Origin of the sequence: Nocardia albiluteola (assembly GCF_018860155.1) — a bacterium.
Lineage (GTDB): Bacteria > Actinomycetota > Actinomycetes > Mycobacteriales > Mycobacteriaceae > Nocardia > Nocardia albiluteola.
Genome location: NZ_JAHKNI010000030.1, coordinates 14,272 through 28,132, shown reverse-complemented (window position 1 = coordinate 28,132; position 13,861 = coordinate 14,272). Strand labels below are relative to the sequence as shown.

The window sequence follows — 13,861 nt, the reverse complement described above, 5'->3', positions numbered from 1 at the left end:
CGTATCGTACGAAAGGTCAATTTACATCCGGACGAATATCACGTAGAAAGTTCCCAGTGTAGAGAAAGGTGGGACGGTGGTGGGTGAGGTTGTCGACAGTGGCCCGAGTGTGACTTCTCGGGTCGATGCTCGGATTTCCGTGGTCCGTGGTCCGCTGTGGTATGTCGCGGTGATCGCCATGGTTGCGCAATTCATGGTGCAATTCGATCTCTCGGTCACGAGCATCGCACTTCCCTCGATTCAGCGCAGCCTGGGATTGGATGCGAGCGGGCTCCAATGGGTGGTGAATTCCTACACCCTGGTGTTCGGCGGATTGCTGCTGTTCGGCGGTCGTATCAGTGATCTGCTCGGCCGGCGGGAGGTGTTCCTGGCCGGATTGTGGATGTTCACCTTCGGCAGCGTGCTGGGCGGATTCGCGCAGAACGGCGGGGAGTTGGTGGCCGCGCGGGCAATCCACGGAATCAGTGGTGCGATTCTGATGCCGTCCACGCTCGGGCTGATCCTGGCCGCCTACCAGGACAAGAACCGGCGCAACCGCGCGATCGCGATCTGGGGCGCGGTCAGCATCATCGGCGGGACCAGCGGCGTGGTACTCGGCGGCGTGCTGACCCAGCACCTGGGCTGGCGCTCGGTGCTGTTCATCTGCCTGCCGATCGGTTGCCTGCTGTTGATCTTCGGCACCCGGACGCTGACCCGTCGGTCGGTGGCCCCCGCCAGGATCTCGTCGCTGGATATCCCGGGCGCGCTCAGCGTGGTCGGCGGTGTGGCCGCGGCGGTGTACGCGACCATCGGCCTCCAGAAACACTCCTGGGGGTCCGCCTACACGGTCGTGTCCTTCGCCGTGGCCGCCGTCCTGTTGATTGCGTTCGTTGTCATCGAGCGGCGGTCGAAGAATCCGCTGGTGCCGTTGGACCTGTTTCGGTCGCGCTCGATCTCGATGGCAAATGTGGTGTCCTTCGTGGGCACCAGCGCGATCAACGCGCAGGTTTTCATGATCACGCTCTACATCCAGAAGGTTCTGGGCTACGGGCCGGAGAAGGCGGGCCTGGCCGAACTGCCCTCCGGGATGACCACTTTTCTCGTCGTCACCCTGACCGGACAATTGGTGAAGCGGACGGGTGCGCGCCGATTGCTGATCATCGGCCCGATCGTCTACGCCGCCGGTCTGGTGTGGATTTCACGCCTGCCCGCACACGGCGGCTATCTCGGCTCGGTCCTGTTTCCCCTGGAGTCGCTCAGCCTGGGCATGGGACTGACGCTGCCGTGCATGACGATCGCGGCCACCGCCGGCGCCCCCGAGGACAGCGCGGGCCTCGTCTCCGGAGTGGCGACGACGACCCGCCAGGTCGGCGGCGCCATCGGTGTGGCGGCCTTCGGCAGCCTCGCGGCCATGGTCACCCAGCGCACCGTGGGCAACTCCGCGGCCGCGCTGGCCGGCGGTTACCGCGCCGCACTCCTGGCCGCTGCGGTCGTATCCATCGTCAGCGCCCTCCTGGCACTGGCGCTTCCCCGGGATCGCCCACCGGACGCACCAGCTTGATCGCGCCGTATCGTCTCGGCACACGGGCCCGTGTGCCGAGCTGCCGTGTGCGGCGGCCACCGCGCCCACGTGAAAACCGCCGCATCCTCGATATCGAGGCCACGGCGGCATCAGCGTTCGGAGCTGTCGGCCCTCGCGGAATTACCTCTCGTGCTCGCGCAGCCAGACCGCGAGTATCTCGTCTCCCTGGGGCCGGGCGATGATGGAATGGCGAATTGCGATATCGATGGCGTTCTGCACGCAGTGTATCTCGGGACCCTGCGGCGAACTCGGCGTGTTTTTTCGTACGAGTGTGCCGTGCCCGGTGCCGTATTCCAGGTCCGTCGGGGAGATCCGCACGGTTCGCCCGTGGTCGTCGGATCGAGTTCGGCACTCGATCTCGACATCGATGAGCTCTTCATCCAGGTCCACGATCAATCCGGAGGCGCCGTACAGGCAGTGTTCATGGTGGCATTCACCGACGACCGTCACGCGGTCGCCGATTTCGAGCGGCCATCCGTGCCTATCCAACATAGTGCACATCGTGTACCCCTAGCCGATCCTTCGTGATTCGTTGAATCCGCATTGCGGACATTCGCCCGCGAGGTCCGAGTGGTGGGCGCTGTGGTAGGCGTAGGAGATCAGTCCTGCTTGAAGGCGTGACTCGACACCGAGTTTTTCCATGATGTGTGCTACATGAGCCTTAACCGTCCGCACTGTTATTTTCAGCTTTCTGCTGATGGTCTGGTTCGAACTGCCGCTGCCGAGCTCCACGAAGACCTCGAACTCCCGGGGGGACAGCGACGAAACTCTCACGGTATTGCTATACCACCCAGGTAGTTCGCTCGAATCAGTTGCGGAAAAGTGGTTTTCTCTGGCGATCGAACTGGGTAAGCCAATATCACTGGCGGATTCTCTCATTTGCAGTCTCCAGATAGCGAGAACATCTTCGGATGCTTTGTACCGACCTGACTGTATGGAGCATCTTCAGGCAAATCTCCCCTCTATGAACCCGGGGTTCGGAATCCTATGAAAGAACCGGCTGATTAGTGCCGGACCCTGCAGTGGGTGACAGGGTTCGCTACGACATGGGGCTGCGCGAACGCCTATATTCGAGTGTCTCATCCGCTCGCCGTTCTGTCCATCGATGTGACGAAATACGGCGGGTGGTCCGACAGCAATCGGTAAGGCGGGTGTAGAACTTTCGTATCGACTGCAGAATTGCATCGATACGGCGATCCGTCGGGGCTCGGTGTCGTGGAGTGGGACCGGAACGGCCGTCGCAGACGGCTGCCGGGTGCGGGGAAGGCGATGAGCCGAGGGGGAGGGCGTTGTTGCCGGTGCGATGCTGCGATCGGCGAATAGCCGACAGGCGTGCGATGCAGACCCGGCATCGGCAACCCCCCACTCTATGCATGAAACCTGTTGTGCAGCTAGGTAATAGGATGATACCACCTGGTTCTATCCCGTGCTGGAAAACCGGTCCTGGCCCGTGCTCGCGGGCGAGCTCAGGGTCCGCCGGTGCTATCGAAGGTCGAAGATGCACGGCAGCAGTGGAATTCGCCTGTGTAGCTGGTGAACCAGAGTCGTATCGACTGTGGCAGTGAGATGTTCGAGTGCGTCTCGCAGGAGGCGCACATGTGTCGGTGGCGTCACAGTGCCGGGAACCGGGGGGTGACGACCGGATGCCGATATCTTGCTGACTCGAGGCAGGGTAATTTCTGACGAGTGCTCGGATCGTGAATATTCCGGCAGTAGGAAATGGCGGCACATTCGCATGGGTGAATTCGATCGAAATTGGCAGTACGCGAAATCTCCCCTTTCGCATCGGTCGTCGAAATACCGAGCGCCTCATGTCTTCCGGCCGCGCAGAATGGCGGTCAACGTGCCGATGTCGGGTGCCGTCGGCAGCTCGGTCGTCAACTCCGCGACGTGGTCGGCCTGCCCGGAGGTCAGTGTCCGCCGGGCATTGGCCCGGAACTTGGTGACCAGTTCCGCTGGGGTGAGCGGATTGTCGGGACCACCGCGATTCGCCCGAACACGCTCGACATAGCTGGAACCATCGGCGAGTTCGGCGGTCAGCACTGCGGGGAATTGGTGCGGAAAGATGCTGGTGCACTCCGCGTCCGCGATGACGCGAACCTTCCTGGCCAGTGCGAGCCGGTCCGCAGCACGCACGGCGGAGTCGGTGAAGTCGGCATGGGACACCCCGAGCCCGCCCCCACCCAGCAGAGCCGCGGCGACCGTGAACGGTCCGCTGAACGCACCGTGATAGCCCGAGATCGGCGCGATCTTGGCCTCGCGCGGTTCGCCGATCGTATGTACCACCGGCGCGGGAACCCCAAGCGTCAGGGCCGTGATCGATTCCGGGACCACGCCCTTCGCGCGCAGCCGCAGAGCCGCGTCGATTCCGGCGTGGGTGAAATGGTTGCAGGGATAGGGTTTGACGAACAGTCGCCGGACCTCCCACCGCCTCCCGAGATCGTCGGTGATGCGGTTGGCGTCGGCGCGGTCACCGCAGAACGCGGTGAGGAAACCGAACCGCCCCTCTAGAGCCGTTGCCGGTCCAGTCATTCCGTGCCCGGCGAGATCTGCGGCAACGACTCCGGCGTGTGCCGCCCAGCCGCAGTGCACCCGCTTGACGGTGCCGCCGGTCCGGTTCGCCTCGATGATCCCCGAGCCCATACTGCACGCGATGCCGATCGCCGAGGTTAGTTCCGCCTCTCCGAGGCCGTACAGCATTCCGGCAGAGACGGCCGCGCCGACCGTGCCGCAGATCGAGGTGGCGTGCAGGCCGCGGTCGAAGAAGATCGAATTATTCTCTGCCGCTTCGTAGCCCGCCATGCCGAGGCGGCACGTGACCTCGATGCCGACGGCCGCGGCGTCCAGGAATGCCGCGCCGGGCGCGCCAGCGGTCTCGGCGGCGGCGAGTGCGGCCGGCAGGACGGCGGCGGACGGGTGCAGGACGGAGGGCAGGTGAGTGTCGTCGAAGTCCAGGCTGTGCGCGAGCGTGCCGTTCACGAGCGCGGCGGCGTGCGCGGGCAGTCGCAGGTCGGCGCCGATGGCCGTGGCTTGCGGTGTGCCGCCCCAGGATCCGGCCATGGCGGAGACGGACGCCGCGATATCGGTTGGGACGGCGGCGAGGCTGTTCCCGATCATATCCAGTACCCGTCTGGCCATCTCGTCGCGGAATTCGCGCGGTAGTCCGGTCGCGGCCGTGGTGTGCGCCAGCCGGGCCAGGCGCTGTGCGGGGGTGTCGGTCATGCGCGAATCTTCCTGCGGTCTATCGCATCCGCCAGATCGACCAGCCACTGCGCGTTGGCCAGCAGTGCGGCATCGACGAATCTGCCCTGAGCGTCGAGCCAGGCGGCGTCCGTCCGGCCCGCCCGGTCGGCCAGCCTCGCGCGGGCCGCGGCCACCTCGTCGGGGCCGGGGGTGAAGAGCCGGTTGACCACGCCGACCTGTGTGGGATGCAGGACCGAGCGGCCGAAGAAGCCGCGTTCCCGGGCGCCGAGGGTATCGGCGGTGAGGCCGTCCAGATTCGCGACATCCGTCCAGGCGGACAACGGCGGGCTGGGCAGCCCGGCCGCGCGGCTGGCATGGACGATTCGCTGCCGCGCCCAGTCCAGCGCGCGGATGTCGCCCAGTCGCAGATCCGCCATGAGATCGGCCTCGCCGAGGGACACGAAGGCGACATCGGGATGGGCGGTGGCGATCCGGAAGGCGTTCTCCACGCCGAGGGCCGATTCGATGATCGTGTGCACGGCCAGCCCGCACTCCAGCGCCACCGCGCGCACCCGGTCCGGATCCTCCGCCTTGGGCAGCCGCAGCCCGGCCGCCGCCGTGCCCGTTAATGCCACGAGATCGGCTGTGCCCCAAGGGGAGTCGAGCGAATTGACCCGCACCCAGACGGGTTTGGGCCAGTCCGCGGACAGCGCCTCGATCACCTGGTCGCGGGCGAAGCGCTTCGCATCGGCGGGCACCGCGTCCTCCAGGTCCAGTACCACGGCGTCGGCGTCCCCGGACATGGCCTTGCCGAACAGGTCGGCTCGATGGGCCGGCACGTACAGCCAGCTTCGGATGGGTTCGGCCACCGCTCGCCTTTCGTTGGTGCGCTCGGGCGCCGTCAGTAGCGCCGTTCCCCGTTCGCCGTCAGCGGTGACCACCACTGGGTGTAATTCGTCTCGCCGGCGCCGAAGATGCCGCCGTATCCCTCGACGACCTTGCCGTTCTCCCACTTGAGCATCTGCACTCCGGAGATGTCCAGGACATCGAACGGTGACGTGCTGCCCTCCGGTGCGCCCTTGCGGACCGCGTGAATCCGATTGGCGTCCACCGAATATCCGTCCTCGTTGTTGATCAGCAGGGTGATCGGCTCCATGCTCCATGTACCGCCGGAGATGGCCAGCATCCCCTGGACGTAGGACAGGAAATCGTCGATGCCCACGCGCCATCCGGCCTCGGCGTGGCTGCCCGGTGCGAGGAAGCGCAGGTCCTCGGACCAGTACTGCGCGGTCTTGTCGCGGTCGCCGCAGGTGACCGCCTCGTAGGCGGCTGCCACCAGTTCGGGGGTGATCTCGGTCATCTCTTCTCCTGTTCTCCGGGGTCGTTCGGTGCTTGCGGTGCGCGGCACGGTCATCGGATGGTGATCGCGTGCTCCGGGCAATTGGCGGCGCAGCGGCGCACGAGCTGTTCGGATTCGGCGGGCACCGGGCCCGCCAGGGCGACGACCCCGTAGCCCAGGTCGTCGCAGTCGAAGACGCCGGGTGCGAGATTCATACAGCGCAGATGCCCCTGGCACCTGTCAGCGTCGATCAGTACGCGCATGCGAGCTCCCGAGTATCAGATCCAGCCGGCGTGGTCCCCAGACGTGTCCGGTCGACCACTTGACCGCGTCGCCGGGCGCCAGGGTGAAGTCCGGGATCGCCCGCAGCCACTCCTCGAGCGCGATCCGCATTTCCATCCGGGCCATCGATGAACCGATGCACCGGTGAATTCCGACGCCGAAGGCCAAGTGCCGGTTGAATTCCCGGTCGATGTCGATCCGTTCGGCGGCGGGGAACACCGCGGCATCCCGGTTGGCCGACGGCAGCCCCAGCAGGATCGAATCGCCCGCGGCCAGGCGCACACCGTGAAATTCGGTGTCCCGGGTGACGACCCGGGCGATCTGAACCGGGGAGAAGGCGCGGAGAAACTCCTCGACTGCGGTCGGGATCAGCTCCGGCTCGGCCACGAGCCGCTTGCGGTCCCCGGGATGCTGGGCCAGGTGCCACAGGCTGCTGCCCAGCGCGCTCCAGGTGGTGTCGATGCCCGCGGTGATGATCAGCACCAGCGACCCGATCAGCTCCGGTCCGGTGAGGGTGCGTCCGTCGATCTCGGCGGAGAGCACGCAGCTCACCAGGTCCTCGCCGGGCTCGCGACGCCGCAGGGCGATCAGCTCGTCGAGGAACTGCTGGGTCTGTTCCATCGAGGCCTGGATCTCGTCCATCTCGTTGGATTCGAGCAGGGCGCGCATGCGTTCGGCGAACTCGTCTTGGCGATCGTCGGCGCACCCGATCATCCGTGCCATGAATCGCGACGGGATCTTCTTGGCGTACTCGGTCGCGGCGTCGCAGCGATCCCGTCCGGTGATCCCCGCCAGCAGCTCGCGGGCGTGCTCGCGGACCGACGGTTCCAGCGCCTTGATCTGCCGCGGGCTGAAGGCCGGGAGCAGGGTGCGGCGGAACGGGCCATGCCGCGGCGGATCCAGGGTGATCGGCGGGCGTTCGGCCAGGTCGTCGCCGAAGGCGTTCTTGGGCACGCTGATCGAGATCGAGGAGAACAGGTCGGGATTCTTGGCCACGTCGTCGATGGCCTGGTAGTTCGTCGCGATCCAGTATCCGCCGTGCTTCTCACTGCGCGCCACGGGGCATGCGCCGCGCAGATCGTCGTAGACGGTGAAGGGGTTGTCCGCGACGGGTGGGGCGAACAGATCAAAATCGCTGTCGGAGGGCATAGCGTGCTCACCTGCCTAGGAGTGCCAGTGGACGGACGGGAGATCCGGTGCCGCCGAGGATCTTCAGCGGCGCCAGTACGAATCCGAACTTCGCCGCGGTGCATCCGGCGAGCCCGTCGAATCGCATGTTCTCCACGATGTGGACACCGCCGTCGACGAGCATGATCCGGTGCACCGGCATGATCGTGTGACCGCGTCCGGCCGGGATCTGCTCGAACGCCGTCGTATCGGTGCCGGCCGCGCGAATTCCCTTGGCCACCAACCATTGCGCGGCATCCGTGGTCACCCCGGGGACGCCGGTGGAGAACCCGAGGTAGGCCTCCGGGTCGTGCCACCAGCGGCTCCAGCCGGTATTGATCAGGCAGACCTCCCCGGCGGCCGGCTCGGCGCCGGCTCGGCGCGCCGCGGCGGTCAGCTCCGCCGCGGTGATGCCGTGCCCCGCCGGCAGGCAGTCCACGCCGTGCAGGGCCGCGATGTCGAGCAGGACCGCCCCGCACACCATCGGTGCGACGCTGTCGATCCCGTGCACGGAGAACACGCCGCCGCGCTGCGCCTCGGCGCTGTCCCGGCCTCCGTGCAGCAGTCCGTCCTGGGAGACGTGGGCGAGGGCGTCGATGTGCGTGCCGACATGTCCGCCGGTCGTGATGATCTCGCTGGCCGACGAACCGCCGTCGGCGCGCACCACATCGCCGTGCCGCCGGGCCAGCGCCATGCGGAAGCCCGGATGGTTCGGCGAGCAGGGCATGCCGTTCGCCAAAGGCTGTGCCAGATCGACGATCTCCAGGCCACCGGCCAGCGCGGCGAGCAGACGATCGGTGGTGGTTGTCTCCGGCGCGGTCATGACGGATCCGGGAGCAGTTCCAGGGCCCGCGCCAGGTCGAGTATTCGCCGTGCGTTCGCGATGATCGGCGGCGCGACCAGCCGCTGCCGGTCGGACACCACGACCGCGCTGTCCTGAGCCCGGGCCCGGTCCGCCACCTCGCAGATGCCGGCCGCCTCGGCGATCTCGTCGGGCCCGGGCCGGTACACCTGGTGAATGGTCGGCACCTGATCGGGGTGGATGGCCATGCGGCCCAGGAAGCCCAGGGCCTTGCCGTGTGCACAGCTGCTGCGCAGCCCCCCGGGGTCGCGGACCTCGGCGTATACGCTCTGGCAGGGACTCGCCAATCCCGCCGCGCGCGAGGCCATCACGACGCGGATGCGGGCGGCGTCCATCGTCCGGCCGTCCAGATCGCAGCCCAGGTTCACCCGCAGATCCGATTCTCCCAGCCCGATCATCGCCACCGCCGGCGCGGCGGTGGCGAGCGGATAGGCCAGCTCCAGCGCGGCGGCCGATTCGATCAGGATGTGGATGTCCGCCCGATGGCCGGCTTCGTCGAGCAGCCTCGCGACATGCCGGAGGTCGTCGACGCCGCGCACCTTCGGCAGCCGCAGCCCGCGCAGCGCCGGCCCGGCGACCGCGAGCACGTCGTCGGTGCACAGTCCGCTCGCCACGGGGTTCACCCGCACGAACGTCGGCTTGGCGACCGGTCCGGCCATGATGTCCGAAATCGTCTCGCGGGCGTACTTCTTCTTCGAATCCGGTACGCCGTCCTCGAGATCGAGTACGACGGCGTCCGCGTCGGAGGAATACGCACGGTCGATTTTTTTCGATTGATGACCCGGCACGTAGAGATAGCTCAGGAATAGTGATCGGACGCGTTCGGCTCGTTTCTCTACGGAATTGTTCGCATCCGCGCATTGTGGCTCGGAAATTTGCACAGCACCCCCAAGGTGGATACCGCGGACGGTGACAGTAATTCGATCGACGTTCGCCGATCGGCGTCGAATCCTTTCTACACAGAATGCGCCGCCAGGGTAAGTGGACCTTCGTACAAGGAAATTTCTGTGTACCAAAGTGCACTTTACGCATTTCGGGCGGATCGGTAGGACTGAAAACATGTCGATTCCGCTCGAGGCTCCCTTCTATCCGATGGAGCGGGCGTCCGGATGCCCACTCGATCTACCGCCGCAACTCCGGGAAATCGCCCGGACCGCACCGGTGTCCCGAGTGCGGATCTGGGACGGCAGCACGCCGTGGCTGATCACCGGGTACACCGAGGCCCGGGAACTGCTGGCCGACCCCCGGGTCAGCTCCGATCAGCGCATGCCGGGATATACGTTCGCCGCACCGCAGGCCAAGGCCTTCCACACCCGTAACCGCTCCATGCCCACCGTCGACGATCCCGAGCACGCATATCTGCGGCGCATGGTGACCGCCGACTTCGCGAACCGGAGGATGGAGGCGCTGCGTCCCGCCTTCCAGCGGACCGTCGACGAACTGATCGATGGCCTGCTGGCCGCCAGGAACACCGCGGATCTGTTCTCCGAATTGGCCGTGCCGATGTCGTCCAAGGCGATCTGCGAGATCCTCGGTGTGCACAGCAGCGAGGGGGAGCGGTTCTTCGCGCTCGGCAAGATCATGGCCGTGCCCGGCTCGCCCGACGAGGTGCACGCCCGGGTCGTGCGGGATATGCGTGCGCTGCTGAGCTCGCTCGTCCAGCAGGCCCACGCCGCGCCCGGGGACGGCGTGATCGGGCACCTGGTGCGTGCCGGTGAGCTGCCCGACGAGGAGATCGTCGCCACCGCGCTGCTGCTGATGGCGGCCGGACACGGCGCCACCGCGCACATGATCACGCTCGGGACGATGGCCCTGCTGGCGCATCCGGATCAGCTCGCCCTCGTGCGCGAGTCACGGGATCCCGCATTCATCGCCGATGCGCTCGAGGAATTGCTGCGCTATCTCAGCGTCGCGCATCTGGGCCGGCGGCGGGTGGCCAAGGCCGATATCGAGGTCGGCGATGTCCTGATTCGAGAGGGCGAGGGAATCATCATCGCCACGGATACGGCGAATCACGATCCGCGAGCCTTCGATGGCGACCCCGGCACACTGGATCTGCGCCGCGATGCCCGGCATCATCTCGCATTCGGATTCGGTGTGCATCAGTGCATCGGCCAGCAACTCTCCCGGGTGCTGCTGCAGGTGGTGTACGGGACGTTGTATCGGCGCATACCCACCCTGGCACTCGCAATTCCGGTGGAGCAGATTTCGTACAAACTCGATCTGGCCATCTACGGGGTGAACGCACTTCCGGTCACCTGGTGACCGTCTAGGCGAGGAGAGGGCTCGTGCACATTCACTTGGACAAGGAAAAATGTATCGGCTCCGGTCAGTGCGTCCTGGCCGCGCCGGAATGGTTCGATCAGGACGACAACGGGATAGCGCTGGTGCTGGAGGGCTCGAATTCCGAAGGCGCGGCGGACGTGGTGGGCCGGGCGGCATACACCTGTCCGGCGCGGGCTATTTCCGTGGACCCGGACTGACGCGATGGTGGTGGATCCGACCGCAGCCGATCTGTCCGGGCTCTCACCCAGCGCCGTCTCGCTGCGGCAGAGCTGGGATGCGCTGTCCGCCAACGCCATTGTCGCGATCGAGGCACGGACGGGACCAATTCGGGAGGTGCGGCCCGCCCGCCTGGGCTACAGCAGTCACATCGCGGCGACCCTGCGCACCGCCCGGGGCCATGTCTTCGTGAAGGGATTGCGCACGGAGCATCCGGCCGCCCGCACCCAGGAGTGCGAGGCGGCGGTGAATCCGCATATCGTTCCGATCGGGCCGAAACTGTTGTGGCGCATCGGCGTGGACGGCTGGGACGTGCTCGGATTCGAATATCTGGAGGGCCGCGGCGCCGACTACGGCGCCGAGTCCGGGGACCTGTCGCTGGTCGTCGATCTGATGACCGAGCTCGGCGCGGTCACCGGCGGCGATGTTCCGGTACCCAGGGCCGAACAGCGGTGGGCGCGGCACCTGCCCGCCGCCGGGCGGGCCTTGGTGCACGGGGACAGCCTGCTGCATACCGATTGGCACCATACGAATGTCCTCGTCCCGCCTACCGGCTCCGCGCGCCTGGTCGACTGGGCCGTCGCGACGCGGGGGGCCGCATGGATCGATCCGGCCTGCTGGGTCGTGTGGCTCGTCTACGCCGGGCATTCGCCGGATTCGGCCGAACGGTGGGCCGCGAGGGTACCGGCATGGCGCTGCGCCGAGGCGACCACGCTGGACGCCTTCGCGCGCGTGCTGGCCGCGCACTGGCACTACATCGCAGAGAACCATCCGAACCGAATGACCGCCGAGCTCCGCGACGCTGCCGCACAGTGGGCGGCGCACCGACGTCGGGCGAGGCAGTGAGGACGAACCCATGAAGCATGTCCGACTCGGCGCCAGCGGGCTGGGCACCTCGATCTACGGGCTCGGCACCGCGACCTTCGGTGACAGCACCGACGAGGACGAGATGGTCCGGGTGCTCGACACGTTCGTCGACGCCGGTGGACTGCTGATCGACACGGCGGACGCCTATACCGACGGCCGCGCCGAGCAGTTGATCGGCCGATGGTTGCGAACGCAGCCGGCGCAGGTCCGCGAGCGGGTGCTGCTGTCCACGAAGGGCGGCGGCTACACCACCACGGCGGGCCTGAATCAGTGGGGGAACACCCGGCACAACCTGACCCGCGCGCTGGAGACGTCCCTGCGCAGTCTCGGCGTCGACTGCATCACGTTGTATCAGGCGCACACCTGGGATCCGCTGACGCCGTTGGAGGAGACCCTGCGCTTTCTCGACGATGCGGTGCGCGCGGGAAAGATTCGCTACGCCGGGATCTCCAACTACACGGGCTGGCAGGTCCAGAAGACGGTCGATCTGGCCGGCACGCTGGGCCTGGCCGCGCCGATCACCTTCCAGGCGCAGTACAGCCTGCTGTGTCGCGAGATCGAATGGGAGATCGTCCCGGCGGGCCTGGCCAACGGCCTGGGTCTGCTGGCGTGGTCGCCGTTGTCCGGCGGCCTGCTCACCGGCAAGTATCTGCAGGATGAAACACCCGTCGGCCCAGCCAGATTCGCCGATACGACCGAACGCGGCAAGATGCACGACGCCTACGTGGGCGCGCTGTACAGCAGACACGTGGTCCGCGAGGGCACCTGGCAGGTGCTGAAGCTGCTGGGCGAGATGGCCGCGGCGAGGAATGTCTCGCCGGCGGCGGTCGCGCTGGCGTGGCTGGCCGGACGGCCGGGCGTCAGCGGGATCATCCTGGGTGTCCGGAATGCGAAGCAGCTCGCGGACAATCTCGAGGCTCGGTGGATCACGCTGGACGACGACGAGATCGCACGCCTGACCGACGCGAGCGATCCGTGCGGCGCCGGATATCCCTACGGACATTTCGGCGCGATGCAGCGTACCCGGACGATCGAATGACGCAGCCGGACGATCGAGTGACGAGACCGCTCGTGGCCCGTCCGGCAACGGACGGGCCACGAAATCGATTCCGCACGGTTCAACCGAGCGTCGCGGAAATTATCACGTAACCGAATTCCGGCGTGGTCGAGAACTGCCGCGTCAGGTCGATCATGGTGTCGACCGCGGCGTCGTTTCCATTCTCCACCAGCTGATCGCGCACGGACTCCATGGCATCGGCAAGCAGAATTCCCGTGCGCGCAATATTGTCGCTGATGTCGAGAGCGTCGATATCGGTGAAACTATGCGCGGTGAGCTGTTCGACATAGGCGTCCAGAGTGGTGAGCGAATGCACTCCGAATTCGGCGCAGATCTGATCGACGACCGCCATTCCCGCGGCGCTGCCCCGCGGCCGCAGCACGAAATCGGCGAGCACCAGCCGGCTGCCCCGGCGCAGCACCCGCGCGGTATGCGCCAGCACTCGATCCCGGTCGGGCATGTGGAACATCGACTCCAGGGCCCAGGCGGCGTCGAACGAGTCGTCGGGGAACGGCATCAGCATGGCGTCCGCGTGCTCGAACGCCGCCCGGTCCGCCAGGCCTGCCTCGGCGACCCGCGCCCGGGCCTGGCCCACCTGGGACTCGCTGACCGTGATGCCGACGACGTGCACGGGATTCATCGTGAGTAGACGGGTGGCGGGTTTGCCGACCCCGCAGCCGATGTCGAGCACGCGCTGCCCGGGTTTCGGGTCCAGCCGGGTGATCATCAGGTCGGTGAGCCGATCGGTCGCCACGTCCGGGGGTGCGGTGTCGTCGGCATCGTCCCAGTACCCGTTGTGCAGGTTGCCGCCCCACATGGATCGTAATTTCCCAGCCAGGGATACCTGGCCCGTGCCGTTGTAGAATTGTGCGACGTCGTTATTTCCGTCGGATGTGCCGACTGTCATGGGATCACTTCCTCGCGATAATTGCGCACCGCAGCGGTCCCGGGTGAATTTACCCATTCCCGTGCCGTTTCGAGAAGTGGGGGGGGGAAAGCAAGGCCCGAGCGGGAAGAAAATACAAGAGAAAATAAAAAAAA

General features: G+C 66.5%; 15 protein-coding genes. 5 read left to right on the top strand and 10 right to left on the bottom strand.

Translation table 11 applies throughout. The features are described from left to right. The first annotated feature begins 109 nt into the window (after positions 1-109). Positions 110-1,540, top strand: a complete 1,431-nt coding sequence (locus tag KO481_RS42190; RefSeq protein ID WP_215924314.1) for an MFS transporter — start codon at positions 110-112, stop codon at positions 1,538-1,540. 141 nt (positions 1,541-1,681) lie between these two features. On the opposite strand, the gene KO481_RS42185 is transcribed toward KO481_RS42190, so the two are convergent. From KO481_RS42185 to KO481_RS42145, 9 genes are all read right to left on the bottom strand, one after another. Next, positions 1,682-2,053, bottom strand: coding sequence for a hypothetical protein (locus KO481_RS42185; protein WP_215924312.1), 372 nt, complete (start codon positions 2,051-2,053; stop codon positions 1,682-1,684). A gap of 18 nt (positions 2,054-2,071) precedes the next feature. Then, positions 2,072-2,440 (bottom strand): response regulator transcription factor, encoded by a 369-nt coding sequence (locus KO481_RS42180; protein ID WP_215924310.1) that lies wholly within the window; start codon positions 2,438-2,440, stop codon positions 2,072-2,074. A 930-nt stretch (positions 2,441-3,370) separates the two neighbouring features. Then, positions 3,371-4,783, bottom strand: a complete 1,413-nt coding sequence (locus tag KO481_RS42175; protein WP_215924308.1) for an MmgE/PrpD family protein — start codon at positions 4,781-4,783, stop codon at positions 3,371-3,373. Continuing rightward, positions 4,780-5,613: an HpcH/HpaI aldolase/citrate lyase family protein gene (locus tag KO481_RS42170; RefSeq protein WP_308166998.1), complete on the bottom strand. Its 834-nt coding sequence runs from the start codon at positions 5,611-5,613 to the stop codon at positions 4,780-4,782. The genes KO481_RS42175 and KO481_RS42170 overlap by 4 nt, the downstream gene beginning before the upstream one ends. Before the next feature lie 32 nt (positions 5,614-5,645). Next, positions 5,646-6,104 carry a nuclear transport factor 2 family protein gene (locus tag KO481_RS42165; protein ID WP_215924306.1) on the bottom strand — a complete coding sequence of 153 codons (459 nt, stop codon included), beginning with the start codon at positions 6,102-6,104 and terminating at the stop codon, positions 5,646-5,648. 50 nt (positions 6,105-6,154) lie between these two features. Then, on the bottom strand, positions 6,155-6,298 hold the full coding sequence (locus tag KO481_RS42160; protein WP_245402308.1) for a ferredoxin: 144 nt from the start codon (positions 6,296-6,298) through the stop codon (positions 6,155-6,157). Between the two features lie 25 nt (positions 6,299-6,323). After that, entirely contained in the window at positions 6,324-7,514 is a 1,191-nt protein-coding gene (locus tag KO481_RS42155; protein ID WP_215924302.1) for a cytochrome P450, read from the bottom strand. A 7-nt stretch (positions 7,515-7,521) separates the two neighbouring features. Then, the gene (locus KO481_RS42150) at positions 7,522-8,355 is read right to left on the bottom strand and encodes a cyclase family protein (RefSeq protein ID WP_215924300.1); all 834 of its coding nucleotides are present in this window, start codon (positions 8,353-8,355) and stop codon (positions 7,522-7,524) included. Then, positions 8,352-9,182 carry an HpcH/HpaI aldolase/citrate lyase family protein gene (locus KO481_RS42145; RefSeq protein WP_215924298.1) on the bottom strand — a complete coding sequence of 277 codons (831 nt, stop codon included), beginning with the start codon at positions 9,180-9,182 and terminating at the stop codon, positions 8,352-8,354. The genes KO481_RS42150 and KO481_RS42145 overlap by 4 nt, the downstream gene beginning before the upstream one ends. Positions 9,183-9,453: 271 nt before the next feature. Here KO481_RS42145 and KO481_RS42140 point away from each other — a divergent pair, with 271 nt between their 5' ends. From KO481_RS42140 to KO481_RS42125, 4 genes are read left to right on the top strand one after another with little or no spacing between them, the layout of a single operon-like run. After that, a complete protein-coding gene (locus KO481_RS42140; protein WP_215924296.1) occupies positions 9,454-10,659 on the top strand; it encodes a cytochrome P450 in 1,206 nt (401 codons plus the stop codon). Positions 10,660-10,682: 23 nt separating this feature from the next. Next, positions 10,683-10,877, top strand: a complete 195-nt coding sequence (locus tag KO481_RS42135) for a ferredoxin (protein ID WP_215924294.1) — start codon at positions 10,683-10,685, stop codon at positions 10,875-10,877. 4 nt (positions 10,878-10,881) lie between these two features. After that, complete coding sequence (locus tag KO481_RS42130) at positions 10,882-11,742, top strand: hypothetical protein (RefSeq protein WP_215924292.1); 861 nt, start codon at positions 10,882-10,884, stop codon at positions 11,740-11,742. A 10-nt stretch (positions 11,743-11,752) separates the two neighbouring features. Next, positions 11,753-12,802 carry an aldo/keto reductase gene (locus tag KO481_RS42125; RefSeq protein ID WP_215924290.1) on the top strand — a complete coding sequence of 350 codons (1,050 nt, stop codon included), beginning with the start codon at positions 11,753-11,755 and terminating at the stop codon, positions 12,800-12,802. Positions 12,803-12,881: 79 nt separating this feature from the next. Here KO481_RS42125 and KO481_RS42120 read toward each other — a convergent pair whose 3' ends face one another. Continuing rightward, positions 12,882-13,727, bottom strand: coding sequence for a methyltransferase domain-containing protein (locus KO481_RS42120; protein WP_215924288.1), 846 nt, complete (start codon positions 13,725-13,727; stop codon positions 12,882-12,884). Positions 13,728-13,861: the final 134 nt, after the last annotated feature.